We start from the raw sequence: 26,054 nt of genomic DNA on the forward strand, positions 1-26,054 counted from the left end.
CGAGCTCCGAGTGAGGGCGTCAGGCGGGCGTCGGGGCGGGGCTGAGCGGACGCTTGCCCGGTCCGTCGTCCTCGCCCTGATCCTTGTCCTCCGCAGTGAGCGGCTGGGCGATGCTCTCCAGCGACTTGCCCTCCGCCTTGACGCCCAGGAAGGCCTCGACGATGCCACCGGCGACCATGAGCGCGGCGCCGACGAAGTAGCCGATCGCGATGGCGGTGATGTCCTTGTCGGCCGAGGCCCGGTCGATCAGCCAGCCGAAGAACAGCGGGCCGCTGATGCCGCCGGCCGCGGTGCCGACCGCGTAGAAGAACGCGATGCACAGTGCCCGGGTCTCCATCGGGAAGACCTCGCTGGCGGTGAGGTAGGCCGCGCTCGCTCCGGCGGAGGCGAAGAAGAAGATGATCGACCCCATCAGGGTGAGGGTCACGGCGCTGAAGTCGCCGAGGAAGATGCCGGCGCCGGCCAGCAGCACGCCGGAGAGGATGTAGGTCCCCGAGATCATCTTGACCCGGCCGAGCCGGTCGAACAGCGGGCTGAGCAGCAGCGCGCCGACGAAGTTGCTGGCGGCGAAGACCGCGAGGTACCACCCGGTCTGCTTCACGCCGAGGAACGTCGAGAGGGTGTCGCCGTAGGTGAAGAAGAAGGCGTTGTAGAGGAACGCCTGCCCGATGAAGAGCGAGAGGCAGAGGATCGTCCGCTTGGGGTAGAGCGTGGTGACCGTGCGGGCGATCATCAGGAAGCCGATCGTGCGGCGCTGGCGGATCGTGATCGTGTCGTCCACGTCGTCCAGCTGCTTGCCGGACTCCTCCTCGACGGTGCGCTCGATGTCGCTGACGATCTCCTCCGCCTCGTCGCCGCGCCCGTGGATGAAGAGCCAGCGGGGACTCTCGGGAACGTGGCGGCGCACGATGAGGATGCCGACGGCGAGGACGGCGCCGAGGCCGAAGGCGAGCCGCCAGCCCCACGAGGCGTCGACGACGTTGGGGTCGAGCAGCGGGATGGTGAGCAGCGAGCCGCCCGCGGCCCCCACCCAGAACGAGCCGTTGATGGCGACGTCCACCCGCCCGCGGTAGGGCGCAGGGATCAGCTCGTCGATCGCGGAGTTGATGGCGGCGTACTCGCCCCCGATGCCGGTCCCGGTGAGGAACCGGGCGGCGAAGTACCACGCGGGGTTGGGCGAGAAGGCGGTGAGCACGGTCGCCACCGCGTAGACGCCCAGCGTCACCAGGAAGAGCTTCTTCCGGCCGAACCGGTCGGTGAGGTGTCCGAAGAACAGCGCCCCCAGGCAGGCACCGGCGACGTACGCCGACCCGGCGAAGCCGACGTCGAAGCTGCTCATGCCCAGACCGGTGTCATGGGGCTTGAGGGCGTCGGACATCGACCCGACGATCGTGACCTCGAGCCCGTCGAGGATCCAGACGGTGCCTAGCCCGATCACCACGAGCCAGTGCCAGCGTGCCCACGGCAACCGGTCCAGCCGGGCCGGGATGTCGGTGGTGATCCGACCGGTCTCGACGCTCATGGAGCGCCGGTAACCAGAAGTGACTCTCGTCTAGCGCACGGGTCCTGCCTCTATCTGCGTCGGGCGAATCGCACGTCGCCGTTGGCGAGCCGGTCGGCGGTGTAGCGGGGGTCGTGGACGCGATGGTGGTGGTGGCTGCAGAGGCTGACGCCGTCATTGAGGTCGGTGCGGCCGCCCTTGCTCCACTCCCGCCAGTGGTGGGTCTCGCACATCGAGGCGGGCATGTCGCAGCCTTCGGCGCGGCAGGTCTTGTCGCGGAAGGCGATGGCCTTGTTCTGGGCGTTGCTGAACAGGCGCCGTTCACGTCCGAGGTCGAGGACCTCGCCCTTGCCGCCGAGCACGACCGGGGCGATGCCGGCGGTGCAGGCCAGCCGTCGGATCTCGGTGGCCGAGAGTGCCTCGCCACCGACGACCTCCCCGACGCCGAGGTCGTTGCGGAGCGACTCAAGGCTGATGGTGACCAGCACGGTGGTGGCCCGCCCCCCGTGCTGCGGGAGGATCGCGGGGTCGAGGCGCTCCAGCAGCGAGCAGAACGCCTGGCCGAGGATCTGCGGGTAGGTCCCCTCGCCCCGCCGCTCACTGCGCCGGGGGGAGGTGAAGGCGTCGAGATAGGTCTGGAGCCGGTGCGCGACCGCATCGGGCAGCACGGCGGTGATCCGGGTGGTGCCGTCACCGTCGGGCCGGAGGCTGAGGCTGGTCTTCTTGAAGGCTGAGGCTTCTTCGGCCTCGAGGCGGCGGGCCAGGGCGGCCTCGGCGTCGTCGAGGTCGAGGGCCTGGAGGATCCGCTTGCCCAGCCGGCGCAGCTCCGAGGGAGTGTGCTGGGCAGCCAGCCCGACCAGCACGGTCTCGGCCTTGGCGCGGGTCTCGATCGCGACCTCGGCGGGCAGGTCATCCAGCGCACGGGCGATGACGTGGGCCTGGTCGACATGCACCGTGCCGTCGGCCAGGCCGGCGCGAAGCACCTCGTAGCGCCGATCGAGTGCCTCGGCCAGGCGCTGGTCGGCACGCGCCGCCTTCCGGTCGCGCCGGTTGTGCGCGACCTGCCAGGCCGCCACGTCACGACCGGCGTCGGTCTGGGCCACATCGGCCGAGCAGGCGATCAGCCGCAGCTCCAGCTCGTCGAGCTGCGCCCTGGCCGCGACGACGCCGCGCATCGCCACCTCGCGGGCGGAGGACTCCATGAACACCGGGCTCACGCTCGACACGTCCTTGAGCGCGCTCGACACCGAGTCGAGAGCACCGAGCACAGGATGTGCGGGAGTGTGAGGAGCGGACATGTCGAGCGGCTTCCGAGAGGGCTGGTGTAACACCCTTATCGTACACCTGTTCGAGCACCGAAGGAAAGCCCGATGACATCATTTCCCCAGGTCAGGCCGAACTTCCGTCCACCGGCACCACTGAGATCTGTGCACCAGAACTGGCCCGCTGCGGGACACGAGTGGCATCTGTGACTGGTGGGCGTCATCAGCGGTCACGCTCTGCCTGGGCCGGCGCTGGCACATGCGCGCAACTCGGACCACTAGGCCGAGTAGTCGTGGAAGCCCTTCTTGGTCTTCCGGCCGAGCTCGCCCGCCTCCACCTTGGCGACGAGGGTCTTGGCAGGTGCCAGGCCGGGCTCGTCGAACTCGCGGTGGAGCTCCTCCTGGATCGCCAGCGAGACGTCGTTGCCGACGACGTCGAGCAGCTCGAAGGGTCCCATCGGGAACCCGGCGGTGTCCTTGACCGCCGTGTCGATGACGGCGAGCTCCTCACCGTTCTCCGCGAGCTTCACCGCATCGTTGAGGTAGGGGAAGAGCAGGGCGTTGACGATGAAGCCCGCCCGGTCGCCGGCGGACACCGGGACCTTGCCGACCTTCCTCGACAGGGCGATCGCCGTCTCGGCGACCTCGGGCGAGGTCTGCTCGGTGCTGATCACCTCGACCAGCTTCATGACCGGCGCGGGGTTGAAGAAGTGCAGGCCCACCACGTCGCCGGGGCGCTGCGTGGCCGCAGCCAGCCGGGTGATCGGCAGGCTCGAGGTGGTGGTCGCGAGGATGGCGCCCGGCTTGACGATGCGGTCGAGGTCGGCGAACAGCTCGAGCTTGACGTCGAGGTCCTCGGCGATCGCCTCCACGACCAGGTCGACGTCGGCGAGCGCCTCGCGCGACGTGGCGCCGGTGAGCCGGCCGAGGACGGCCTCCTTCTCCTCGGGAGTCGTCTTGCCCCGCTCGACGGCGCGGTCGAGGTTCTTCGCGACGTAGCCGGTGACGCACGCCAGCTTGTCCTCGGAGCGACCGACGAACACCACGTCGTAGCCACCCTGCGCGAAGACCTGAGCGATGCCGCTGGCCATCGTTCCCGTGCCGACCACGCCCACCCGCGCGATGTCGTGGCGCAGTCGCGGCTCGGCCACCGCGTCGTCGGTGCCGGCGGTGAACCTGCCGCCCTCGTCCGCGACCTTCACGAGCAGGTCGGCGGGCCGGTGCAGGTGGTCGCCCGTGTCGGCGAAGCGGGCAGCCAGCGCGTCGCGTACGACGGCCGGGCCGATCTCGTCCAGGACGGTCAGCGGGCCCTTCGGATAACCGCAGCCGAACCGCATCCCGTTGTCGATGTCGACGGCGGTGGCGTAGCCGGCCTCGCACATCCGGACCGCGTGGTTGAGGTACGGGTAGATGAGAGTCTCGAAGATCTGCTGCTCCGGAGCGGTCATGTGCGGCAGTGTGGCACCGGTTGCTACCGACCGGTAACCCCATCGTGACCGAGGTCACCCTCGTGCTCAGCCGTCCAGGAAGGCGGTCGCCTCGGCGAGGAACGTGGACCAGGCCGGCTCGTCGGCCGTGAGGATGTGGTTGCGGCTCGCCAGCAGGAGGAGACGGGCGTCCGGGATCCGCGCGGCCAGCTCGCGCGCCTGGGTGCCGGGCACTCGGAGGTCGTCGCGCGAGTGCACGACGAGCGTCGGGCAGCGCACCTCCTCGAGCAGGTCGCGCACGTCGATGCGGGCGAAGACGTCGAGGAAGCGCACGACGTTGTCCGTGGACGTGGTCGTGCGCTGCAGCCGGTTGAACGCGTCCCACAGCTCGCGGCTGGCGTCGGGCAGGAACTGGCTGGCGAAGACTTGGCGGTAGCTGTCGTCCTCGTGCCGCCAGGCGACCCTGCCGACCTCGAGGTCGAGCAGCGCCTCGGCCCGCGCCTCCGGCGTCTCGGCGCGCACCAGTCGGCCGGCGGCGTACGCGCCGACGAGGACCAGTCGCGACACGCGCTCGGGGTGGCGGACGGCGTAGGCGATGGCGACGGCGCCGCCCTGGGAGAGGCCGAGCACCGGGAACGGCGGCTCCGTGCCGGACGCCTCCACGACCAGCTCGAGGTCGTCGACCCACGCGTCGAGCCCGAAGTCGGGGACGTCCCAGTCGGAGAGTCCGCAGCCCCGCTCGTCGTAGCGCACCAGTCGCCGGCCCCGCGAGAGCTCGTGCAGCCAGTGCCCCCAGATCGGGCTGTCCCAGTCGTGCTCGAGGTGGGTCAGCCAGTGCGCCGCCTGGACGAGCGGCGGCCCCTCGCCGGCGACGGCGTAGGCGACGGCGGTTCCGTCACCGGCCATGCAGTAGCGCACCTGCGGTCGCGCGGTGTTGTCGTACGCCGGCGTCGGCCGGTGCCCCGCCTCGACCGGAGCGACGAACCGGTAGCCGCGGCCGTGCACCGTCGCGATCACCTGCTGTCGGTCGCCGGTGTCCCCCCACCGCCTTGCGGGCCTGCATCAGCCGGCTGGCGAGCGCGGAGGCGCTGACGAACCGGTCGCCCCAGACCGCGTCGAGCAGCTCCTCGCGGGTGACGAGACGCTGCGGATGGCTGATCAGGTAGGACAGCACCTCGATGACCTGCGGCTCGACATGGACCACGCAGCCGTCGCGGCGCAGCTCGAACTGGTCCAGGTCGAGCTCGCAGTCGGCGAAGCGGTAGACGGTCGTCATGGCGTCCCTCGGCTTCGATGATCCACCGCGGAGCCGCTCCGGTCGAACGAAATCTCCACGCCGTCTCGACGATCCCGCCAAGCGCCGGGACGCGGTGGGGCGGACCCTCGCGGACATGACCACGACACCACCGACCACCAGATACGTCCTCGGGCACAGCGACACCGAGCTCGCCCGGCTCCACGCCCAGGCCCGGATGCTCGCCGGGGCGACGGGCGCCTTCTTCACCCTCAGCGGGATCGCGCCCGGCATGCGCGTCCTCGACCTCGGCAGCGGCGCCGGCGACGTCGCGTTCCTGCTCGCCGGCCGGGTGGGCCCGAGCGGCTCGGTCCTCGGCGTGGACAGCTCGGAGACCGCCGTGGCGTTCGCCCGCGACCGGGCCCGGCGCGAGGGGATCGGCGACGTCGAGTTCGTGGTCGGGGACGTGCGCAGCCTCGACGTGGGCGACGGCTTCGACGCGGTGGTCGGTCGCCTGATCCTGCTCTACGTCGACGATCCGGCTGACGTCGTACGCAGCGCCGCCGAGCTGCTGCGACCCGGCGGCGTGCTGCTGATGATGGAGTACGAGATGGAGGCGATCGCGTCGCTGCCGCCGCACCCCCTCGTCACGCAGATCGGCCGGTGGCTCACCGGGGCGTTCCGGCACGTCGGGCGCGACCCGGTGCTCGGCGCGCGACTCCACGACGTCCTGCTGCGCGCGGGCCTCGACGAGCCGATCGCGCTCGGCCTCCAGGCCTACTTCGGTCACGAGGACCGACGCGGCGCACGGCTCGGCGCCGAGACGGTGCGCTCGATGCTTCCGGTGATCGTCTCCTCCGGCCTGGCGACCGAGCAGGAGATCGGCATCGAGACCCTGGAGCAGCGGCTCTTCGACGCGCTCGCCTCGGTCGAGGGCATCCTGCGCATCCCGACCCTGGTCGGCGCATGGGGCCGGGTGGCCTGAGGGTAGATTCCTCGCTCGTGAGACTCGTCGTCGCGACCTGCCAGGTGGACTACGCCGGGCGGCTGACCGCCCACCTGCCGATGGCCACCCGAGTGCTCATGATCAAGGCCGACGGGTCCGTGCTGGTGCACTCCGACGGCGGCTCCTACAAGCCGCTGAACTGGATGTCGCCGCCGTGCACGCTGCGCGAGGGGGAGGCCGACGACGGCCGGGTGGAGTGGACGGTGACGTCGAAGACCGCCGACACGCTCCGCATCACCATCGAGGAGATCCACCACGACACCTCCCACGAACTCGGCGTCGACCCCGGTCTGCAGAAGGACGGCGTCGAGAAGCACCTCCAGGAGCTGCTCGCCGACAACCCTGAGATGGTCGCGCCCGGCCTCCGGCTCGTTCGCCGCGAGTTCCCCACCGCGATCGGCCCGGTCGACCTGATGTGCCGCGACGCGGCCGGGGTCGCCGTCGCCGTCGAGATCAAGCGGCGCGGTGAGATCGACGGCGTGGAGCAGCTGACCCGCTACCTCGAGCTGCTCAACCGCGACCCACTGCTGACCGCCAACGGCCCGGTGCAGGGCGTCTTCGCCGCCCAGGAGATCAAGCCGCAGGCCCGCGTGCTCGCGACGGATCGCGGCATCACCTGCGCCGTCGTCGACTACGACGCCCTGCGCGGCATCGACGACTCCGAGCACCGGCTCTTCTAGGCTCGGGGGCCTTCAGTACGACGGCCCGCTCCGCGACCGGTAGCGGTTCTCCGGCCTCCCGGCGCCGCCGTAGCGCGGCACCACGTCGGCCTGGCCGCGGGCGACGAGGTGCTCCAGGTAGCGCCGGGCGCTGACCCGGGAGACGCCGACCAGCCCGGCGACCTCGGCCGCCGAGGCATCGCCCTGGATCCCGTCCAGTGCGCCGGCGACGAGGTCGAGGGTGTGCCGGGAGAGACCCTTCGGCAGCGGACCGGAGGTGCGGGGTTGGGCCAGCAGCCGGTCGACGGCGTCCTGGTCGAGCGTGGCGGCCGAGGCCCGACGTACCTCGGCATGGTGGCGCAGGTAGTCACCGAGCCGCTCGTGCAGCGTCGCCACGGTGAACGGCTTGACGAGGTAGTGCAGGACCCCGCCGGCCATGGCGGCGCGGACCGTCTCGAGCTCACGGGCGGCGGTGATCGCGATGACGTCGACGTGGGCGGCGCCCTCCATCGCCCGGATCTGGCGCAGCACCTCGATCCCGGACAGGTCGGGCAGGAAGACGTCGAGCAGCACCAGGTCCGGCGCCGCGGTCGCGACCAGGTGCAGCGCGTCCTCCCCGGAGTGCGCCACGCCGACGACCTCGAAGCCGCCGTGCTCCTCGACGAACCGGCGGTGCAGCATCGCGACCGAGAAGTCGTCGTCGACCACGAGCACGCGCGGCCTCACCGCACGCCGCCCGAGCCCTCGAGGAGCGGAGCGGGCAGGCGGACCTCGAAGCGCGCCCCGCCCGAGGCGGCCGAGCCGACGCTGACCCGGCCACCGCGCCGGCGTGCGATGCGGTCGACCAGCGCCAGCCCGATCCCCCGCGCGGCGCCGTCGGACGTCGTATAGCCGGAGGTGAAGATGCGTTCGCGGTCCGACTCGGCGACCCCGGGCCCGTCGTCCTCCACGACGATCGTGGTCACCGGCCCGTCGGCCTCAGCACCCGCGCGCAGCGCGACCGAGACCGTGCCGCCCAGCCCCGCGGCCGCGACGGCGTTGTCGATCAGGTTCCCGAGCACCGTGACGACGTCGGAGGAGCCGTCGGCGCCGCAGACGGACCCCGGGTCGACGACCAGCGCGACGCCGCACTCGCGGGCGGTGGACCGCTTCGCCATCAGCAGCGCGGTCACGGCCGGGTCGGTGACGCCCGGCACCAGCGTGTTGTCCGTGAGAGCGCCTCCGTAACCCGAGCGCGAGATGAAGTCGACCGCCTCGCCGGGGTGACCGAGCTCGATCAGCCCGGAGACGGTGTGCATGACGTTGGCGAACTCGTGCGCCTGCGCCCGCAGCGCCGAGGTGAGGTCGCGCACGCCGTCGAGGTCGCGCAGCACCGTGTGCAGCTCGGTGCGGTCGCGGCAGATGAGCACAGTGCCGACGCGCGCGCCGTCGACGATGGCGTCGCTGCGCTGGGCGACCAGGATCCGCTCGCCCACGAGCACCAGACGACTCTCGCCCGGCGCCGCGGCGAGGACCTCCAGGATGCCTGCGTCGAGCACCTCGGCCGCCGGTCGCCCCTCGCTGCCCGGAGGTACGCCGAGCAGGCGGACCGCCTCGTCGTTGACCAGCGCCAGGCGGCCGTGGTCGTCGACGGCGACGAAGCCCTCGCCGATGCTGTGCAGCATGGCGTCCCGGGTCTCCAGCAGGGCGGCGATCTCCTCCGGCTCGAGCCGGTGGATCCGCCGCCAGACCAGCCGCGAGACCCAGTAGGCGCCGAGCAGGCCGAGCAGCGCGGCGCCCACGACCCAGGGCACCAGGCGCGGCAGCTGGGCCAGCAGGTCGGCACGCAGCTGGGACTCGAGGATCCCGACGGAGACCGAGCCGATCACCGCACCGTCGTCGCCGAACACCGGCACCTTCACCCGCCACGACTCCCCCAGCGTGCCGGTCTGCGTGCCGACGTACGTCCTGCCGGAGAGTGGGACGGACGGGTCGGTCGAGACCATCTTGCCGATCCGCTCCGGGTCGGGGTGGGAGTAGCGGATGCCCTTGCTGTCGGTGACCACCACGTAGGTGACGCCGGATGCCTTGCGGATCAGCTCGGCGATGGGCTGGATCTCGTCGGACGGTTTCGGGTGGGCGAAGGCCTGCTTGACCGACGGCAGCCGCGCGACGCTCTCGGCGACGCCGACCATCTGCTGCTCGTAGGACGCTCTGATCTGCCGCGCCTGGATCAGCGTGGCGGCCACGCCCACCGCGGCGACCGCCGTCAGGACGATCACGACCTGCAGCAGGAGGAGCTGCACGCGCAGGGAGATCCGACGGCGCATGGCCCCGATTGTGCCCGACGTCGTGGCGCCGGCCGTGCGTGACCGAAATGACCAATACGACCAATACCTCCACATGGTTCCGCGGTCCCCGCAGCGACTCCTACGTTCCGACGGCATCGGGTGACGTCCGTCACCCCAGAAGGAGAAGACCATGTCTCGCACGTTCCGGGTCGCCGCCGTGGCCGCCGCCCTCACGCTCAGCGCCTCGCTCGCCGCCTGCGGCGACAGCGGTGGCTCGTCGGCGTCCGACGCAGCGGTCGACAAGCTCAACATCGTCGTGCCGGCCGACGCCGGCGGCGGTTGGGACCAGACCGGCCGCGCCTTCCAGGCCGCCGCGCAGGACGCGAAGGCCCTCAAGAGCGCCTCGGTGGTCAACGTGCCGGGCGCGGGCGGCACCGTCGGCCTGGCCAAGCTCGCCAACGAGCGCGACCCCAACACGCTCCTGGTGATGGGCCTGGTGATGGCCGGTGCGATCGAGACCAACCACGCGACGACGAAGCTCGACGACACGACGCCCATCGCCGAGCTCACCGAGGAGCAGGAGGTCATCGTGGTGCCGGCCGACTCGCCCTACCAGACCGTGCAGGACCTCGTCGACGACATCAAGGCGAACGGCCAGAAGGTGTCGATCGCGGGCGGCTCCGCGGGCGGCACCGACCAGATCCTCGCGGGCATGCTCCTCAAGACCGCCGGCATCGCCCCGGAGGAGATCGCCAAGAGCCTCAACTACGTCCCGTTCTCGGGCGGTGGCGAGTCCCTCGCCGCGCTTCTCGGCGGCAAGGTCAGCGCCGGCATCTCCGGTGTCGGCGAGTACGCCGAGCAGGTGAAGGCCGGCAAGCTACGCGCCCTCGCCGTCTCCGGCGAGGAGCCGGCCGCCCTGCTGCCCGACGCGCCCACGCTGAAGGCGTCGGGCATCGACCTGGTGCTGACGAACTGGCGCGGTGTCGTCGCGCCCGGCAAGATCGACGACGCCAAGAAGCAGGCCCTCATCGACATGGTGACCAAGGTCCACGACTCCGCGGCCTGGAAGAAGGTCCTGACGGACAACGACTGGGCCGACGCCTTCAAGACCGGTGACGAGTACTCCTCCTTCCTCGACTCCGAGGTCACGAAGGTCCAGGGCACGCTCAAGGACATCGGTCTGGTCCAGTGAGCACTCCCGCCCATCTCCACGGCCAGCCGGGCGACCAACCCGGCGACCGGCCCGACGACGCGCGTCCTGGCCGGCTCCCCGCCGGGGAGCTGGCCATGGCCGGCGGCGTCCTCGCCCTCGGCGTCTACGCCCTCGTCCGGGCCGGCAGCATCGTCGAGCCGACCACCGCCGCCGGTGCGGTCGGCCCGCGCACGATGCCCTACCTCGTCGGCGCCCTGCTCGTGGTCACCGGCGGCACCACGCTCGTCCAGATCCTCCGCGGGCGTCGCGGTGAGGCCGAAGGTGGCGAGGACGTCGACCTCGCCGGCGGGACCGACTGGCTGACGGCCGGCCTGCTCGCCGTGTGCGTCGCCGTGCACGCGTTCCTGATCGACCCGCTCGGCTGGCCGGTCGCCGCCGCCGTCCTCTTCGGCGGCGCCGCCATCGTGCTCGGAGCCCGACCGGTCTGGCGGGCCGTCGTGATCGGCATCGCCCTCGCCCTGCTCGTCCAGGCGATCTTCGCCGGTGTCCTCGACGTCTCGCTGCCGCCCGGCCCGATCTTCGAAGGAGTGTCGATCCTCGGTGGATAACCTCGGCTACCTGATGGACGGGTTCGCGACCGCCGCGCACCCGCAGTACCTCGCCTTCGCCTTCCTCGGTGTCCTCCTCGGCACCGCCGTCGGGGTCCTGCCGGGCATCGGCCCGGCCATGACCGTGGCGCTCCTGCTGCCGATCACCTACTCGTTGAACCCGACCGCGGCGCTGATCACGTTCGCCGGGATCTACTACGGCGGGATGTACGGCGGCTCGACGACCTCGATCCTGCTCAACACCCCCGGCGAGTCCTCCTCGATGATCACCGCCCTCGAGGGCAACAAGATGGCGAAGCGGGGCAAGGGCGCGGCAGCGCTGGCGACCGCCGCGATCGGATCCTTCGTGGCCGGCACGATCGCGACCGCTCTGCTGACCTTCCTCGCCCCCATCTCGGCCGACCTGGCCGTGAAGATGGGCGCGGTCGAGAAGGTCTCGCTCATGGTGCTCGCCTTCATGACGGTCGGCGCCCTGCTGGGCAGCTCGGTCTCGCGCGGGCTCTCGGCGCTCGCCGTCGGCATGTTCATCGGCCTGATGGGCGTCGACGACCTCTCCGGGCAGATGCGCTTCACCTTCGGCCTGCCGGTGCTCACCGACGGCGTCGACGTCGTGGTCGTGGCGGTCGCGCTGTTCGCCGTCGGCGAGGCGCTGTACGTCGGCGCCCTGATGCGGCGCGGCCCGCAGGAGGTCATCCCCGTGCCCGAGGGCTGGCGGACCTGGATGACCAAGGACGACTTCCGGCGGTCCTGGCGGCCTTGGCTGCGCGGGACCATCATCGGCTTCCCGTTCGGTACGATCCCCGCCGGTGGTGCGGAGATCCCGACCTTCCTCTCCTATGCCACCGAGCAACGGCTGGCGAAGGGCACCGCGAAGGCGGAGTTCGGCCACGGCGCCATCGAGGGCGTCGCCGGCCCGGAGGCGGCCAACAACGCCTCTGCGGCCGGTGTGCTGGTCCCGCTGCTCACGCTCGGTATCCCGACCTCGGCGACCGCCGCGATGATGCTCGTCGCGCTCAACCGCTACAACATCAGCCCGGGACCGCTGCTCTTCGACGACCACCCCGACCTCGTCTGGGCGCTGCTGGCCAGCCTCTACATCGGCAACTTCCTGCTGCTGGTGCTCAACCTGCCGCTCGTCGGCCTGTGGGTGAAGGTGCTCCAGATCCCGCGGCCCTACCTCTACTCCGGCATCCTGGTCTTCGCCGGGCTCGGGTCGTTCGCCGTCCACTTCTCCCGTGACGACGTCCTACTGCTGCTCGTGCTCGGGATCATCGGGTTCTTCATGAGGCGCTACGGCTACCCGGTCGCACCGCTCGTCGTCGGGCTCATCCTGGGACCGGTCTTCGAGAACCAGGCGCGCACCGCGCTGACGATCTCGCAGGGCGACTTCACCACGTTCGTCAGGTCGCCCTTCGCAGTCGTCGTCTACGCACTGCTGCTGCTGATGCTGGTCGGCTCGGTCGTGCTCAAGCGGCGCGAGCGCGCGCTGGAGGCCCGGGTCGCCGCCGACCGGCCGCTCGAGCCGACCGGCTGAGCGGCCGCCGTCAGGCGAGCCTGCGTGCCAGCGTCGGGATGACGATGGCCGCAGCCAGCACGTGCAGCGACATGAGCGTGGCCGCGGAGGCCCCGTCGAACCCGAAGGTCGCGTCCGGGACGAGGGAGAGGACGGTCAGCGCGACGGTCGTGCGGACGAAGGTCGGGCGCGGTCGGCGAGCCTTGCGGGCGAGCACCGCGGCCAGGGCGACGCCGACGAGCGAGAAGATCAGCGTGAGCTGGGTGAACGCCGCGACCGGGATCGACGCTCCGCTGCGGTCGGCGAAGGAGACCCCGGCGGAGGAGGCGACCGCAGCGACGGTGGTCGTGGCGGCCGCCGCGGCGGCCGCCGCGGCCACGCCGTGCTTCCACACCGACGAGCGGGTGGTCGAGGTCTGCTGGGGAACGGTGATGACGGACATGAGGTGCTCCTGACGGATCCGAGACGCCCTGTGCGTCTCTCTGTCAGGACCACGAACGGGACAGCCCGGATCCGACAGCCCCGTTCGCGGAAGGCGTCAGGACAGCCCGTTGGCCGCCCGGATCACGTCCACGAACCCGCCCATGATCTCGGTCAGCCCGAAGTCCTTCGGCGTGTAGACGGCGGCCACCCCGAGCTCCTTGAGTCGACGGGCGTCCGAGTCGGGGATGATCCCGCCGACGATGACGGGGACGTCATCGAGGCCGGCCGCCGCCAGCCCGTCCAGCACGTCCGGCACCAGCTCCATGTGGGAGCCGGACAGGATCGACAGACCGACCAGGTGGACGTCCTCCGCGACGGCGGCGGAGACGATCTGGTCCGGGGTGAGGCGGATGCCCTGGTAGATCACCTCGAACCCGGCGTCGCGGGCGCGTACGGCGATCTGCTCGGCGCCGTTGGAGTGGCCGTCGAGGCCGGGCTTGCCGATGAGCACCCGCAGCCGACCGCCCAGCTCGTCACCGGTCGCCTTGACCCGGTCGCGCACGGCCGAGAGCTCCGAGCCGGCCGAGCCGGCCTGTGACACGGCGCCCACCGCGCCGGAGACGCCGGTCGGCGCCCGGAACTCGCCGAACACGTCGCGGAGGGTCTGCGCCCACTCCCCCGTGGTCGCGCCGGCCCGGGCGGCGGCCAGGGTGAACGGCACGAGGTTGTCGTCGGTCTTGGCCGCGGCCGCGAGCGCCGCGAGCGCCTCGGCGACCTCCGCCTCGCTGCGCTGCGCCTTCCAGTCCGCCACCGACGCGAGGGCCGCCTCCTCCGCCCGGGGGTCGGCGACCATGATGGCGGCGTCGAGGTCCGCGGTCAGGGGCGACGGCTCGGTGGTGTCGAACCGGTTGACGCCGACGACGACCTCCTCGCCGGACTCGATCCGCGCGCGGCGCAGCGCGTGGCTGGAGACCAGCTCGGACTTCATGTAGCCGGACTCGACGGCCGCGATCGCGCCGCCCATGGCCTGGACGCGGTCGATCTCCGCCTTCGCGCCCTCGACCAGCTCGCGGACCTTCGCCCCGACGACGGGCGAGCCGTCGAAGAGGTCGTCGTACTCGAGCAGGTCGGACTCGAAGGCGAGCACCTGCTGCAGCCGCAGCGACCACTGCTGGTCCCACGGCCGCGGGAGGCCGAGCGCCTCGTTCCACGCCGGGAGCTGGACCGCACGGGCGCGCGCGTTCTTCGACAGCGTGACCGCGAGCATCTCCAGGACGATCCGCTGGACGTTGTTCTCCGGCTGCGCCTCGGTCAGGCCCAGGCTGTTGACCTGGACGCCGTAGCGGAAGCGCCGCATCTTCTCGTCGGTGACGCCGTAGCGCTCGCGGGTGATCTCGTCCCACAGCTCGACGAAGGCGCGCATCTTGCACATCTCCTCGACGAACCGCACGCCCGCGTTGACGAAGAAGGAGATCCGGCCGACGACCTTGCCGAAGTCCTCCTCGTCGACCTGCCCCGATGCCTTGACCTGGTCCAGCACGGCGATCGCGGTGCACAGCGCGTAGGCGATCTCCTGCACCGGCGTCGCACCGGCCTCCTGCAGGTGGTAGCTGCAGATGTTGATCGGGTTCCACTTGGGGATCTGGTGGACCGTGTAGGCGATCATGTCGCTGATCAGCCGCAGCGAGTGCTCCGGCGGGAAGACGTAGGTCCCGCGCGAGAGGTACTCCTTGATGATGTCGTTCTGCGTGGTGCCGGCCAGCTGGGCGGCGACCGCCTCCGGCGCGAGGTCGCCCCCGTTCTGCGCAGCCTGCTCCTCGGCGACGACCTGGTACAAAGCGAGCAGCCACATCGCGGTCGCGTTGATGGTCATCGAGGTGTTCATTCCGGTGAGCGGGATCTGGTCGAAGAGCTTCCGCATCTCGCCCAGGTGCGGCACGGGGACGCCCACCTTGCCGACCTCGCCCCTGGCCAGCGGGCTGTCGGGGTCGTAGCCCGTCTGCGTCGGCAGGTCGAAGGCGACGCTCAGCCCCGTCTGTCCCTTCGCGAGGTTGTTGCGGTAGAGCGCGTTCGACGCCTCGGCGGTGGAGTGCCCGGCGTAGGTGCGCATGACCCAGGGGCCATCTTTCTTGACCCTGTCCTTCTCAGCCATGCTCCGAGCGTAGGGCTGAAGTTACGCGTTGGTAACCGCCGTCGCTGTGGAAGATGTCACGCCGTCAGGCGCTGGCGCGGACCCGCTCGAGCTCGACGACGCGGGCGAGCCGGCTCAGGTGCAGCATCCGGCGGACGATCGGCGAGCAGTCGCGCAGGGTCAGGTGGTGCCCGTCGTGGGCCGTACGCCGACTGGCGGCCGCGAGCAGTCGCAGCGCCGTCATGTCGACGACCGTGACGCCGCTCAGGTCGACGACGACGTCGCCGTAGGCGGCGAGCTGGCCGTAGAGCACGTCGCGGACCTGGAAGGTGCTGCGTGCGTCGAAGTCGCCCTGCAGGACCATGACCGCACCGTCGGTGATGATGTCCATCGCGTGCTCCTCGCCTCCACCGACTCTGACTTCCTGCCGGAAGCCGTCGGTACCCCAGAACTCCGGCTCCTCTTTGATCTGACGCAATCCGATGCCATTTCGTTGCATCCGTCATCCGGTTCTCGGACCGGCAGCACCGCCCCGAGCGACGTTGCAGCGCGTCAACGAAGGTCCAGGAGCCGCCGGTGCGCGCCCAGATACATCGGGAGGACAGGTCTTTCTATCGGGGCCTCGGCGGGGTGACGCGATCCGGCGGTACACGGCCTAGGCTCGTCGCCATGGTCAACCTCACCCGGATCTACACCCGCACTGGAGACGCCGGCACCACGCGCCTGGGCGACATGAGCGAGACGGTCAAGACCGACCTCCGCCTCGCCGCCTATGCCGACGTCGACGAGACCAACGCGCACATCGGGGTGGCGCTGGCCGCCTCGGAGCTCTCCCCGGACGTCGTGGGAGTGCTGACCCGGATCCAGAACGACCTGTTCGACGTGGGCGCGGACTTCGCGACGCCCGTCGTGCCGGACCCGGACTTCCCGCCGCTGCGGGTCGAGCAGTCCTACGTCGACCGGCTCGAGGGTTGGTGCGACACGTTCAACGAGCCGCTGACCAACCTGCGCTCGTTCATCCTCTCGGGCGGCACCCTCGCCTCCGCGCACCTCCATGTCGCGCGGACGGTCGCGCGCCGTGCCGAGCGATCGGCCTGGGCGGCGTGGGAGGTGCACAGCGAGACGATGAACAAGCTCGCCATCACCTACCTCAACCGGCTCTCCGACCTGCTCTTCATCCTGGCCCGCTACGAGAACCGTGAGCAGGGCGACGTGCTCTGGGTGCCCGGGGGCGAGCGCGCGCAGTGAGGAACGGCCTGGTCGCGGTGGTCGCGCTCGTCGCCCTGTCGGCGACGGCCTGCGGGCAGACCGGTGACGAGGGTGACTGGCGGAGACCCGCCCACGCCGGAAGAACGGCGACGGCCGCCGTGTCCCACCCGGGGGCTCCGGCCTCGGCGCTGTCCGCGCCGCGCGAGGCACGCTCCCCCGCCGAGCTGGCCGCCCGCCTGACCACGGCCGAACGGGTGAGCCGCGACCCCTCGTCGGCCCGGCCCGTCGCCGCCCAGGCGGGCTTCGAGGCGCAGGTGCTCTACCGCCAGCTCGCCGGCCGGCCGAGGTGGATGCGCCCCGTCGTGGGCGCTGTCCCGGTCGCCCTGCGCGCGACGGTGCGGCTCCACATCAGGGCGCGACGCGCCTTCCGCACCATGCACCACACGCTCTCCCGGACGCTGCCGTCGTGGCGGATCGTGGCACCGGCGTCCGAGCCGGCACTGCTCGCGTTCTACCGCGAGGGCGAGCGACGCTTCGGAGTGCCGTGGCAGGTGCTCGCCGCGGTCAACCTGGTCGAGACCGGCATGGGCCGGATCCGGGGGACGTCCGTCGCGGGTGCCCGGGGGCCGATGCAGTTCATGCCCGGCACCTGGGCGGCGTACGGCAGGGGCGACATCGACGACCCGCACGACGCGATCCTCGCGGCCGCGCGCTACCTCGCCCACAACGGCGGCGGGCGCGGGAAGATCGACCAGGCGCTCTTCGCCTACAACCGGTCACGGCTCTACGTCCGCGGCGTCGAGGCGTACGCCGCCATCCTGCATGCCTCGCCGGCCGCGTTGCGCGGCCTCTACGACTGGCAGGTCGTCTACCTGTCGCGGCGCGGCGACGTGTGGCTGCCCGTGGGCTACGCCCGCACCTCGCCGGCCGGGACCTCGGCCTACCTGCGCCGCCACCCCGAGCGGTTGCTCAGTCGGTCGACCCGCTGACCGCCGGCGGGCGCGCCGCGAAGACGGTGAGGGACGCCGGGACCATCAGCACCGCGACCACCACGAGGGCGCGCAGGGTGCCGACCGCGTCGCCGAGCATGCCGAGCAGCGGCGGGCCGGCGAGGAAGGCGGCATAGCCGATCGTGGCGACGGCCGAGACCCGGGCGGCAGCGCGGACCGGGTCGTCGGCCGCGGCGCTCATCCCGACCGGGAAGCCGAGGGAGGCGCCGACCCCCCAGATGACGATGCCGACGAACATCACGGGCAGCGAGCCGCCGTACACGGCGATGAGCACGCCCACCGCCGCCAGGCCGGAGCAGGCCCACAGGACCGGGGCGCGGCCGAGCCGGTCGAGCACCAGCGGGCCGGTGAGGCGCCCGGCCGTCATCGCGACGACGAAGACCGAGAAGCCGGCGACGCCGACCCAGTGCGGGGTGTCGTAGCCGTCGATGACCGCGAGGGAGAGCCAGTCGTTGGCGGTGCCCTCCACGGTCGCGTAGCACAGCACCATCAGGCCGATCACCAGCGTGCGCGGCTCGCGCCAGGCGGAGACGCGCGGCCTCTCCTGGTGTTCGTGCCTCTCCTCGACGGGGAGGAACGTGCCGGCCGAGCGGAGGGTGAGCACGAGGGCGACGGCGCCGATCACCAGGTAGTGCAGGCTCACCGGGACGCCGAGGGCCGCCATCACGACGCCGATCCCGCTGCCGACGATCGAGCCGATGCTCCACGCGGCGTGGAAGCGCGGCATGATCGTGCGCCCGAGCCGGCGCTCGACCTCGGCGCCCTCCACGTTCATGGCGACGTCCCACGTCGACGTGCCGATCCCGTAGGCGAACAGCCCGACGGCCGCCAGCGGCGGCCACTCGACGACCGTCGCCCCGATGCCGCAGACGAGCAGGCCGGCGCCGACGGCGACCGAGCCGCCGCGGACGGTGCCGGCCGGCGTGAACCGCTCGATGATCCGGCCGGCGAGCGGCAGGCTGAGGACCGAGCCGACCGACGCCGAGATCAGCAGCAGCCCGAGGGCGGAGTTGCTGAGGTCGAGCTCGCTGCGCACGTCCGGGAGCCGCGACACGAGCGTTGCGAAGAGCAGGCCGTTGAGCGCGAACGTCAGGGCGACCGAGGTCCGGGTGGTCAGGAGGCTCGGAGCGGTCGTCACGGTCACGCTCCCATTCGACCGTGTCCGGGTGGTCGGCGTCGAATCGGTTGTGCCGGCGGCACCCGGTCAGAAGCCGTACGTCGACCGCACGCCCTCGAACCATGCGATGAGCGCGTCCAGGCCCCACTCGCGCGCCCGGTCGAGCGCCGCGTCAGCGTCGCGGTGGGCGGCCTCGGCGTCGCCGGCCGCGGCGGCCGCGCAGGCGAGGTAGAGGTCGACCGGCCCCAGTGCCATCGAGGAACCGAGGCTGACGGCCATCCCGGAGTAGTTCGTGAGCCGCCGCGCGCACCGCTGCGCCAGGTCGGCGTCAGCGAGGTAGAGGCTGAGCTCGGCCGCGTGGGCGACGGTGTGCAGGGGCACCTCGGTGTCCTCGGTGATAGGCGCACCGGCCTGCCGGTGGTGCCACCGCGCCTCGTCGTACAGGCCTGCGCGCCAGTGGTAGACCGCGATGGTGGGCGCCCACTCCCCCCTGTCGGTGTCGAGACCTCGCAGCACGGGGATCACCTCCGCGGCGCGGCCCTGCCACAGCCGCAGGGCGAGCAGGCACGCGGCGACGTTCTCGTCCATGTCGGTGTGGGCGAGCCGGCGGCGCAGCGTCCGGAGGTCCGCGAGCCTGCGCTCGCACTCCTCGAACTCCCCCCGCATGGCCAGCCAGGGCACCTCCAGGCCGTGCAGCACGCCCTCGGCGTAGCCGATCCGCAGGCGACGCGCCTCGGACCGGGCGACCTCGGCCGCCTCGAACATCTCCGTCGGCCGTCCCAGCTCGCCGAGCACGGCCGCACGCAGGGTCGCGGCGACCAGGAACTCCCGCTCGTCACCGATGTGGCGGGCCAGCTCCATCGCCCGAGTGACGCGATCGAGCCGGTCCCCGGCGGTCCAGGCCGTCCACAGCGCCACGAATCCGACGAGGCAGGTGTCGATGACCAGCCGCGGGTCGCCGAGGCGGCGCGCCATGGCGGTCGCCTCGTCGACCAGCGCGGCGCGCTCGGCGAAGGTGGTCTGCTCGGCGAGCTCGTTGGCCAGCGCCAGCAGGGTGCGGCAGCGGAGCTCGCCGTCCCCCTCCGGCAGCCGTTCGAGCGACCCCCGCAGGGCGGCGACCACCGTGCCGTTGACCTCGCCGGGTGGTGCGGAGCGCCACAGCGACGACTGGGTCGCCGAGGTCGCGGCGCGCGCGACGGCCTCCGGGTCGCGCATCCGCCTCGCGACGTCGATCGCCTCCTCGGCGCACCCGACGAGCGACGGCAGCAGGGCCGCCCAGCGGTAGGCCTCGACCAGGTCCATCAGCGTGTCGTAGCGGTCGCGCAGCGTGGCCTCCGGGTCGCCCGGCATCACGTCGAGGGCGACGCGGAGCAGGTCGGCCGCCTCGTCGTAGGCGTGCAGGCGGCGAGCACCCGCGGCCGCGGCCACCGCGGCCCGCCACGCCCGGGACGCGTGGCTCGGGCCGGCCGCGAGCCAGTGCCGGGCGACCTCCGTCTCCCGCTCCGGCCGGCCCTCCAGCGCCCGCGCCACCGCAGCGTGCGCCCGGGCGAGCCGGCTGGCGGCGACGTTGCTGCGCAGGGTGTCGCGGACGAGCGCGTGCCCGAAGGCGAACCTGTCGATGCCGTCCTCGCGCACCAGTCCCGCGACGACGGCCGGCTCGACGAGGTCGAGGATGTCGTCCTCGTCGCGGCCCGACGCGGCGGCGAGGGTGGGTACGTCGAACCGCCGGCCGATCAGCGCGGCGAACCGGAGCGTCGACACCGTCTCGGCGGGGAGCCGCTCGATGCGGCGGCGCAGCACCTCGGCGACGGCCGTCGGAGGGCGCTCGGGCACGTTGGCGTCGTGGCGCGAGGCGGCCAGCCGGGCGTACTCGACGAGGAAGAACGGGTTGCCGTCGGTGCGCTCCTGCAGGACCTCGGCGGAGTCGTCGGCGAGCTCGCGCTCGGAGACCGCGGCGAAGAGCTCCCCGACCGCGCCGGGCTCCAGCCCGGTGAGCTCCAGCCGCAGCGGGTGCTGACGGGCGAGCGCCTCGGCGACGTCGGCGAGCAACCCGTCGGGGGCCGGATGCGACCGCCAGGTGGCGATCACCAGGAGCGGGGTCGCGGCGGGGGCGGTCTCGGCGAGCAGGCGCAGCACCCGGAGGCTCGACGCGTCGGCCCAGTGCAGGTCGTCGAGCACCAGCAGGACCGGTCCCTCCTCGGTGGCCCGGAGCACCTCGGCACAGATCCGGTCCCAGACGCGGAACGCCGCGCCCACGTCCTCGCCGTCCGCCTCGGACAGCTCGGTGCCGAGGCGCTCGAGGACGGCGCGCCACGGCCACAGCGGAGGCGCGCCGTCGTCCTGGGAGCAGCGTCCGCGCAGCACCCGCACCCCGCGTGCCCGGGCGCGGGCCGCCAGCTCCGCGGCCAGTCGTGACTTGCCGATCCCCGGCTCCCCCGTCAGCACCGCACAGGACGCCCGCCCGGACACCGACCGGTCCAGCAACGCCACGAGCGCCTCGAGCTCGGCCTCCCGACCGCACAGCGGCCAGGGGGCGACGGCCGCCGGCCCGGTCGGAAGGTCGACCGGCGGCTCTGCGCGCGGCGCAGGCACGGCCAGGGACGCGGGGGCTGTCGCGGGGGCTGGTGCGGGGACTGTCGCGGGGGCTGGTGCGGGGACTGCTGCCGGCTGTGCTGCGGGAGGGGTCCACTCCAGTGCGGGGTCCTGCCGCAGCACGGCGGTCTGCAGGTCGCGCAGGTCGGCCGACGGCTCAAGGCCGAGCTCCTCGTCGAGCAGCTCGCGGACCCGGCGCAGCGCGTCGAGCGCCTCGGCCTGCCGTCCGGCCCGGGTGAGCGCGAGCGTCCGCAGCGCCCACAGCCGCTCCCGCAGCGGATGGGCCGAGGTGAGCGCCTCGAGCTCGGCCGCGACCGTCGCGTGCTGGCCGAGCGCCAGCCGCGCCACCGCCCGGTCTTCGAGGGCGACCAGGCGGAGCTCCTCGAGCCGGGCCCGCTCGGCGACGGCGGCCGCCGCATCGCCGAGGTCGGCGTACGGCTCGCCGCGCCAGAGGGCGAGTGCTCCGTCGAGCGTGCCGACCACCCCGGTCAGCTCGGCCGACGTCAGCCTCGGCGGACCGGTCAGGTCCAGGCCCTGGAGCACGCCGTGCGTCTGCATGACGGCCGCCTCGAAGCGGGCGGCGTCCAGCCCGCCCGGAGCCACCTGCAGCGCGTAGCCGGGCGCCACGGTGACCAGCACCGTGGCCGGCGTCCGCCGCTGCCGCGCGGGCTCGAGCACGCGGCGCAGCTGGGACACATAGGCCTGCAGGGTGGCGCTGACGCCGTTCGGGGGCGTGTCACCCCACAGCAGGTCGACGATCCCGTCGACCGACACGGCCCGGCCGCGCGAGAGAGCGAGGGCGGCGACCAGTGCCCGCTGCTTCGGCGTGCCGAGGTCGACCGGCACGCCGTCGAGCGCCACCTCCATCTGGCCCAGGACCGACGCCGAGACCGTCTGCGTCACCGTGCCCGGGGTCGTCGTCGTCACGGGAGAACTCTAAGGACGCCTGCTGGTGGAGGGCGCTGCATTTCGCCTCTCCTCCCTCGTCATGGGGAGGGGCGGAGAGGCGTCCCAAGTCGTTCCCCAGCGGACGACCAGTCCTTTCCCAGCGCACCTCGGCACGGTGGGGCCACCGAGATCGGAGACCGCCGACTCAGCAACCGAGGGAGACCACCATGACCGACCCCCAGACCGGCGCCCGGCCCGGAACGACCGCACCCGTCGCAGACCCCTTCACGACCTCCGCGCTGCGCGGCCTCTTCGGCGGCCGCGCGGCCGACCGCGTCCACCTGCCCGGCGACCCCGGCTACGACGGCGCCCGCGTCGCCTGGAACCTGGCCGTCGACCAGCGCCCCGCCGGCGTGGTCTCCGTGGCCAGCCCCGAGGAGGTGGGCGAGGTCGTCCGGACCGCCGCCCTGGCCGGACTTCGCGTCGCACCCCAGTCCACCGGCCACAACGCCGGCCCGCTGGCCGCCCGCGGCCTGGACGACGTCGTGCTCCTGCGGACCGGCCGGCTCGACACCGTCACCTACGAGGAGACGACCCACGTCGTGCGCGTCGAGGGCGGCTGCGTCTGGGAGCCGGTCGTCGACGTGGCCGCCAAGTACGGCCGTGCGGTCCTGCACGGCTCCTCCCCTGACGTCGGCGTCGCCGGCTACACGCTCGGTGGCGGCATGGGGTGGTACGCCCGCAAGCTCGGCCTGGCCACCAACAGCCTGGTCGCCGTCGAGATCGTCGTCGGCGACGGCACCCTCGTCCGCGCCGACGCGGAGACCAACCGCGAGCTGTTCTGGGCCGTCCGCGGCGGCGGCGGCAGCTTCGGCGTGGTCACCGCGATGGAGTTCCGCACCTTCGACATCGAGACGGCGTACGCCGGCATGCTGATGTGGGACCTCGCGGACATGGAGCCGGTCCTCCGCGAGTGGACGGCGTGGGCACCCGGGGCGCCGGACGAGATCACGACGTCGTTCCGGGCGATGCGGTTCCCGCCCCTCCCCGAGATCCCCGAGCTCCTCCGCGGTCGCTCGGTCGCCATCGTCGACGGCGCCGTGCTCGGCAGCGACGAGCGCGCCGCCGAGCTGCTCGGCGGGCTGCGCGCCCTGCGCCCGCAGGTCGACACGTTCGCCCGCGTCCCGGCCCCCGCCCTCACCCGCATCCACATGGACCCCGAGGGGGGTGCCCCGGCGGTGGGCCGGACGGCGACGCTGCGATCCATGCCCGACGCGGCCGTCGACGCGTTCCTCGGTGCCGCCGGACCCGACGCGGACACCCACCTGCTGATCGCGGAGCTGCGCCAGCTCGGCGGCGCTCTCGGCCGCCCCGCCGAGGGCGGCGGCGTCCTGTCCCACCTCGACGGCGACTTCGTCGCGTTCGGCCTCGGCATGGCGCCGACGCCGGAGCTCGCGGCGCTGGCCGAGGTGGAGACCAGCGCCTTCGTCGAGACGCTGGAGCCGTTCGCGACCGGTCGCACCTACCTCAACTTCGCGGAGACGGCGGGTGAGACGCGCGCGGCGTACACCGAGCAGGCCTGGCTCCAGCTGAAGGGGATCCGCTCCGCCGTGGACCCCTACGGCGTGTTCGCGGCGAACCACCCGGTCCCGCGGCTCTACGAGGCGGGTCGTCCGACCGCCTGAGCGGGCAAGTGGACCGGGCCGGCTCGGGCCGGCTCAGCGCGACCAGTCGGTGCCGGGCGGACTCGACTCGAGCCACGCCTGGAACCCGGTCAGGGAGGCCGGCGCCATCGCCAGCTCGACCAGCTCACCGCCGTAGCGGCAGGCGACGATCACGTGGTCGGGGTAGAGGGCCATCGACTCGGCCCCCTCGGGGCCGCGACTGGAGTCGTAGGCCATGGCGACCCGTTCCCACCGCCGCTTGGGGCGCGGGGACAGCGAGAACACGCGGAACCACTCCAGGGTCTCGCCGGAGTAGCGGCCGATCCCGAGCAGCCAACCGCGTCCGGGCCGTGTGGCCCGGACGCGGTGGCTCAGCTCGAAGGTGCCGCCGTGACGCCCGAGGGCGCGGCGACGCACCAGCAGCGCGACGAAGTAGCAGACGACGAGGATCAGGAGCACGCCGACGGCGTCAACAACCCACTCCCACGTCGGCATACCCCCTCGTCCTCGGCCTCAGCCGTTCCTCAGGACGCCTTCTCGACGGCGCGGATGCGCGCCTCGGCCCGGCGGATGCGACGCTCGGCCTCGTCGTCGGCCCCGATCAGTGTCCGGGCCGTCTCGAGCTCGGTGCGGGCCTCGTCGACGTCGATCTCCTCGGCGAGCAGCGCGTGCTCGGAGAGGATCGACACCCGGTCGTCGGCCACCGAGAGGAACCCACCGTCGACGGTCGCGACGACGACGGGGCCCTCCTCGGGGTTGATCTCGACGACCGCGTCGGTGAGCACCGAGAGCGTGGGCTGGTGCCCGCGCAGGACACCGATGTCACCCTCGGTGGTCCGGGCGATGACCATGGTGGCCTCGCCGGACCACACCGTCCGGTCGGCCGCGACGAGCTCGACCGTGAGGTAGGCGCTGGACTCGGCCATCAGAGGTTCTTCTGGATCTCGGCCCACTTCTGCTCGACGTCGTCCAGACCGCCGCACATGAAGAACGCCTGCTCGGCCACGTGGTCGTACTCGCCGTCGCAGATCTTGTTGAACGCCTCGATCGTGTCCGCGACCGGGACCGTGGAGCCCTCGATGCCGGTGAACTGCTTGGCGACGTAGGTGTTCTGCGAGAGGAACCGCTGGATGCGGCGGGCCCGCGAGACGATGATCTTGTCCTCCTCGGACAGCTCGTCGACACCGAGGATCGCGATGATGTCCTGCAGCTCCTTGTTGCGCTGGAGGATCTGCTTGACGCGGATCGCGGCGTCGTAGTGAGCCTGGCCGATGTACTGCGGGTCGAGGATCCGCGAGGTCGACGTCAGCGGGTCGACGGCCGGGTAGATGCCGAGCGAGGCGATCTCGCGGGACAGCTCCGTGGTCGCGTCGAGGTGCGCGAACGTGGTCGCCGGCACCGGGTCGGTGTAGTCGTCGGCCGGCACGTAGATCGCCTGCATCGAGGTGATCGAGCGGCCGCGCGTCGAGGTGATGCGCTCCTGCAGGAGGCCCATCTCGTCGGCGAGGTTCGGCTGGTAGCCGACCGCCGACGGCATCCGGCCCAGCAGGGTGGAGACCTCGGAGCCGGCCTGGGTGAACCGGAAGATGTTGTCGATGAAGAGGAGCACGTCCTGGTTCTGCACGTCGCGGAAGTACTCCGCCATCGTCAGCGCGGAGAGCGCCACCCGCAGACGCGTGCCCGGCGGCTCGTCCATCTGGCCGAAGACGAGGGCGACCTTGTCGAAGACGCCGGCCTCCTTCATCTCGACGATGAGGTCGTTGCCCTCACGGGTCCGCTCACCGACGCCGGCGAAGACCGACACACCGCCGTGGTTCTTCGCGACGCGGGCGATCATCTCCTGGATGAGGACGGTCTTGCCGACGCCCGCACCACCGAAGAGGCCGATCTTCCCACCGGTGACGTAGGGCGTGAGCAGGTCGATGACCTTGATGCCGGTCTCGAACATCTGCGTCTTCGACTCGAGCTGGTCGAAGGCCGGGGCCTTGCGGTGGATCCCCCAGCGCTCGCTGACCTCGTACTTCTCCCCCTCCTCGAGGTTGAGCACGTCGCCGGTGGCGTTGTAGACGTGGCCGAGGGTCACGTCGCCGACGGGCACGCTGATCGGGCCCCCGGTGTTGGTCACCGTCGCGCCACGGACCAGGCCGTCGGTCGGCTTCAGCGAGATGGCACGGACGACGCCGTCGCCGATGTGCTGGGCGACCTCGAGCGGGAGCACGGAGGTGTCCTCGCCGACGGTCACCTCGACCTCCAGCTTGTTGTAGATCTCCGGCATGGCGTCGACGGGGAACTCCACGTCGACGACCGGGCCGATGACACGGGCCACGCGGCCGGTGCTCGTAGTGGTGGTCTCGTCAACCGTTGCAGTCATTGTCTCGGTTTCCTTG

Annotated in this window: 22 protein-coding genes and 1 pseudogene; 8 read left to right on the top strand and 15 right to left on the bottom strand. The window is 72.2% G+C overall.

The window, feature by feature from the left end; translation table 11 throughout:
- Positions 1–19: 19 nt before the first annotated feature.
- The 5 genes from BM236_RS00615 to BM236_RS19275 form a co-directional block, all read right to left on the bottom strand.
- Positions 20–1,522: an MFS transporter gene (locus BM236_RS00615; RefSeq protein ID WP_091119041.1), complete on the bottom strand. Its 1,503-nt coding sequence runs from the start codon at positions 1,520–1,522 to the stop codon at positions 20–22.
- A 50-nt stretch (positions 1,523–1,572) separates the two neighbouring features.
- Positions 1,573–2,799, bottom strand: coding sequence for an HNH endonuclease signature motif containing protein (locus tag BM236_RS00620; RefSeq protein WP_091119044.1), 1,227 nt, complete (start codon positions 2,797–2,799; stop codon positions 1,573–1,575).
- 242 nt (positions 2,800–3,041) lie between these two features.
- Positions 3,042–4,211: a 3-hydroxyacyl-CoA dehydrogenase NAD-binding domain-containing protein gene (locus tag BM236_RS00625; RefSeq protein WP_091119046.1), complete on the bottom strand. Its 1,170-nt coding sequence runs from the start codon at positions 4,209–4,211 to the stop codon at positions 3,042–3,044.
- Between the two features lie 66 nt (positions 4,212–4,277).
- Positions 4,278–5,204, bottom strand: coding sequence for an alpha/beta fold hydrolase (locus tag BM236_RS00630; RefSeq protein WP_245750096.1), 927 nt, complete (start codon positions 5,202–5,204; stop codon positions 4,278–4,280).
- Entirely contained in the window at positions 5,086–5,466 is a 381-nt protein-coding gene (locus BM236_RS19275) for a winged helix-turn-helix domain-containing protein (RefSeq protein ID WP_245750047.1), read from the bottom strand. The genes BM236_RS00630 and BM236_RS19275 overlap by 119 nt, the downstream gene beginning before the upstream one ends.
- 115 nt (positions 5,467–5,581) lie before the next feature.
- Between BM236_RS19275 and BM236_RS00635 the strand changes: the two genes are divergently transcribed.
- Positions 5,582–6,409: a methyltransferase domain-containing protein gene (locus BM236_RS00635; RefSeq protein ID WP_175507486.1), complete on the top strand. Its 828-nt coding sequence runs from the start codon at positions 5,582–5,584 to the stop codon at positions 6,407–6,409.
- A gap of 17 nt (positions 6,410–6,426) precedes the next feature.
- Positions 6,427–7,110 (top strand): endonuclease NucS, encoded by a 684-nt coding sequence (gene nucS / locus BM236_RS00640; RefSeq protein ID WP_175507487.1) that lies wholly within the window; start codon positions 6,427–6,429, stop codon positions 7,108–7,110.
- Between the two features lie 12 nt (positions 7,111–7,122).
- Here nucS and BM236_RS00645 read toward each other — a convergent pair whose 3' ends face one another.
- Together BM236_RS00645 and BM236_RS00650 are read right to left on the bottom strand one after the other, a co-directional pair.
- Positions 7,123–7,803, bottom strand: coding sequence for a response regulator (locus BM236_RS00645; protein ID WP_245750048.1), 681 nt, complete (start codon positions 7,801–7,803; stop codon positions 7,123–7,125).
- A gap of 8 nt (positions 7,804–7,811) precedes the next feature.
- Positions 7,812–9,398, bottom strand: coding sequence for an ATP-binding protein (locus tag BM236_RS00650; RefSeq protein WP_091119054.1), 1,587 nt, complete (start codon positions 9,396–9,398; stop codon positions 7,812–7,814).
- A 151-nt stretch (positions 9,399–9,549) separates the two neighbouring features.
- On the opposite strand from BM236_RS00650, the gene BM236_RS00655 reads away from it, so the two are divergent.
- Genes BM236_RS00655 through BM236_RS00665 form a run of 3 tightly spaced genes read left to right on the top strand, consistent with a single transcriptional unit; the run spans position 9,550 to position 12,654 of the window.
- The gene (locus BM236_RS00655; RefSeq protein WP_091119056.1) at positions 9,550–10,551 is read left to right on the top strand and encodes a Bug family tripartite tricarboxylate transporter substrate binding protein; all 1,002 of its coding nucleotides are present in this window, start codon (positions 9,550–9,552) and stop codon (positions 10,549–10,551) included.
- A complete protein-coding gene (locus tag BM236_RS00660) occupies positions 10,548–11,120 on the top strand; it encodes a tripartite tricarboxylate transporter TctB family protein (RefSeq protein ID WP_245750049.1) in 573 nt (190 codons plus the stop codon). The genes BM236_RS00655 and BM236_RS00660 overlap by 4 nt, the downstream gene beginning before the upstream one ends.
- The gene (locus BM236_RS00665) at positions 11,113–12,654 is read left to right on the top strand and encodes a tripartite tricarboxylate transporter permease (RefSeq protein WP_091119059.1); all 1,542 of its coding nucleotides are present in this window, start codon (positions 11,113–11,115) and stop codon (positions 12,652–12,654) included. The genes BM236_RS00660 and BM236_RS00665 overlap by 8 nt, the downstream gene beginning before the upstream one ends.
- 10 nt (positions 12,655–12,664) lie before the next feature.
- Here the strand turns inward: BM236_RS00665 and BM236_RS00670 are convergent, their stop codons facing one another.
- The 3 genes and pseudogenes from BM236_RS00670 to BM236_RS00680 form a co-directional block, all read right to left on the bottom strand.
- The gene (locus tag BM236_RS00670; RefSeq protein WP_091119061.1) at positions 12,665–13,075 is read right to left on the bottom strand and encodes a DUF6069 family protein; all 411 of its coding nucleotides are present in this window, start codon (positions 13,073–13,075) and stop codon (positions 12,665–12,667) included.
- 96 nt (positions 13,076–13,171) lie between these two features.
- Positions 13,172–15,214: pseudogene (locus tag BM236_RS00675) on the bottom strand (protein meaA); the annotation flags it as partial.
- 58 nt (positions 15,215–15,272) lie between these two features.
- On the bottom strand, positions 15,273–15,578 hold the full coding sequence (locus BM236_RS00680; protein WP_091119065.1) for an STAS domain-containing protein: 306 nt from the start codon (positions 15,576–15,578) through the stop codon (positions 15,273–15,275).
- A 278-nt stretch (positions 15,579–15,856) separates the two neighbouring features.
- On the opposite strand from BM236_RS00680, the gene BM236_RS00685 reads away from it, so the two are divergent.
- Entirely contained in the window at positions 15,857–16,435 is a 579-nt protein-coding gene (locus BM236_RS00685; RefSeq protein ID WP_091119067.1) for a cob(I)yrinic acid a,c-diamide adenosyltransferase, read from the top strand.
- Entirely contained in the window at positions 16,432–17,385 is a 954-nt protein-coding gene (locus BM236_RS00690) for a lytic transglycosylase domain-containing protein (protein WP_245750050.1), read from the top strand. The genes BM236_RS00685 and BM236_RS00690 overlap by 4 nt, the downstream gene beginning before the upstream one ends.
- Here the strand turns inward: BM236_RS00690 and BM236_RS00695 are convergent.
- Entirely contained in the window at positions 17,366–18,550 is a 1,185-nt protein-coding gene (locus BM236_RS00695; RefSeq protein ID WP_091119069.1) for an MFS transporter, read from the bottom strand. The two genes, BM236_RS00690 and BM236_RS00695, sit on opposite strands and share 20 nt — an antisense overlap.
- 60 nt (positions 18,551–18,610) lie before the next feature.
- Positions 18,611–22,042, bottom strand: coding sequence for an ATP-binding protein (locus BM236_RS00700; RefSeq protein WP_139229985.1), 3,432 nt, complete (start codon positions 22,040–22,042; stop codon positions 18,611–18,613).
- Positions 22,043–22,230: 188 nt separating this feature from the next.
- Between BM236_RS00700 and BM236_RS00705 the strand changes: the two genes are divergently transcribed.
- On the top strand, positions 22,231–23,688 hold the full coding sequence (locus BM236_RS00705) for an FAD-binding oxidoreductase (protein ID WP_091119073.1): 1,458 nt from the start codon (positions 22,231–22,233) through the stop codon (positions 23,686–23,688).
- Between the two features lie 33 nt (positions 23,689–23,721).
- Here BM236_RS00705 and BM236_RS00710 read toward each other — a convergent pair whose 3' ends face one another.
- The 3 genes from BM236_RS00710 to atpD are packed head-to-tail and all read right to left on the bottom strand — an operon-like array spanning position 23,722 to position 26,038.
- Positions 23,722–24,162 (bottom strand): DUF2550 domain-containing protein, encoded by a 441-nt coding sequence (locus BM236_RS00710; protein ID WP_091119075.1) that lies wholly within the window; start codon positions 24,160–24,162, stop codon positions 23,722–23,724.
- Positions 24,163–24,191: 29 nt separating this feature from the next.
- Positions 24,192–24,593, bottom strand: a complete 402-nt coding sequence (locus BM236_RS00715; RefSeq protein ID WP_091119077.1) for a F0F1 ATP synthase subunit epsilon — start codon at positions 24,591–24,593, stop codon at positions 24,192–24,194.
- A complete protein-coding gene (gene atpD, locus BM236_RS00720; protein ID WP_091119079.1) occupies positions 24,593–26,038 on the bottom strand; it encodes a F0F1 ATP synthase subunit beta in 1,446 nt (481 codons plus the stop codon). The genes BM236_RS00715 and atpD overlap by 1 nt, the downstream gene beginning before the upstream one ends.
- Between the last annotated feature and the right edge of the window lie 16 nt (positions 26,039–26,054).

This window comes from Nocardioides terrae (assembly GCF_900112345.1).
GTDB lineage: Bacteria > Actinomycetota > Actinomycetes > Propionibacteriales > Nocardioidaceae > Nocardioides > Nocardioides terrae.

Bases quoted from the DNA above. Each gene is read 5' to 3' on its own strand.
- BM236_RS00685 (WP_091119067.1), top strand. From the start codon at position 15,857: ATGGTCAACCTCACCCGGATCTACACCCGCACTGGAGACGCCGGCACC.
- BM236_RS00625 (WP_091119046.1), bottom strand. From the start codon at position 4,211: ATGACCGCTCCGGAGCAGCAGATCTTCGAGACTCTCATCTACCCGTAC.
- BM236_RS00635 (WP_175507486.1), top strand. From the start codon at position 5,582: ATGACCACGACACCACCGACCACCAGATACGTCCTCGGGCACAGCGAC.
- BM236_RS00615 (WP_091119041.1), bottom strand. From the start codon at position 1,522: ATGAGCGTCGAGACCGGTCGGATCACCACCGACATCCCGGCCCGGCTG.
- BM236_RS00715 (WP_091119077.1), bottom strand. From the start codon at position 24,593: ATGGCCGAGTCCAGCGCCTACCTCACGGTCGAGCTCGTCGCGGCCGAC.
- BM236_RS00680 (WP_091119065.1), bottom strand. From the start codon at position 15,578: ATGGACATCATCACCGACGGTGCGGTCATGGTCCTGCAGGGCGACTTC.
- BM236_RS19275 (WP_245750047.1), bottom strand. From the start codon at position 5,466: ATGACGACCGTCTACCGCTTCGCCGACTGCGAGCTCGACCTGGACCAG.
- BM236_RS00620 (WP_091119044.1), bottom strand. From the start codon at position 2,799: ATGTCCGCTCCTCACACTCCCGCACATCCTGTGCTCGGTGCTCTCGAC.
- BM236_RS00710 (WP_091119075.1), bottom strand. From the start codon at position 24,162: ATGCCGACGTGGGAGTGGGTTGTTGACGCCGTCGGCGTGCTCCTGATC.
- BM236_RS00650 (WP_091119054.1), bottom strand. From the start codon at position 9,398: ATGCGCCGTCGGATCTCCCTGCGCGTGCAGCTCCTCCTGCTGCAGGTC.
- atpD (WP_091119079.1), bottom strand. From the start codon at position 26,038: ATGACTGCAACGGTTGACGAGACCACCACTACGAGCACCGGCCGCGTG.
- BM236_RS00705 (WP_091119073.1), top strand. From the start codon at position 22,231: ATGACCGACCCCCAGACCGGCGCCCGGCCCGGAACGACCGCACCCGTC.
- BM236_RS00670 (WP_091119061.1), bottom strand. From the start codon at position 13,075: ATGTCCGTCATCACCGTTCCCCAGCAGACCTCGACCACCCGCTCGTCG.
- BM236_RS00655 (WP_091119056.1), top strand. From the start codon at position 9,550: ATGTCTCGCACGTTCCGGGTCGCCGCCGTGGCCGCCGCCCTCACGCTC.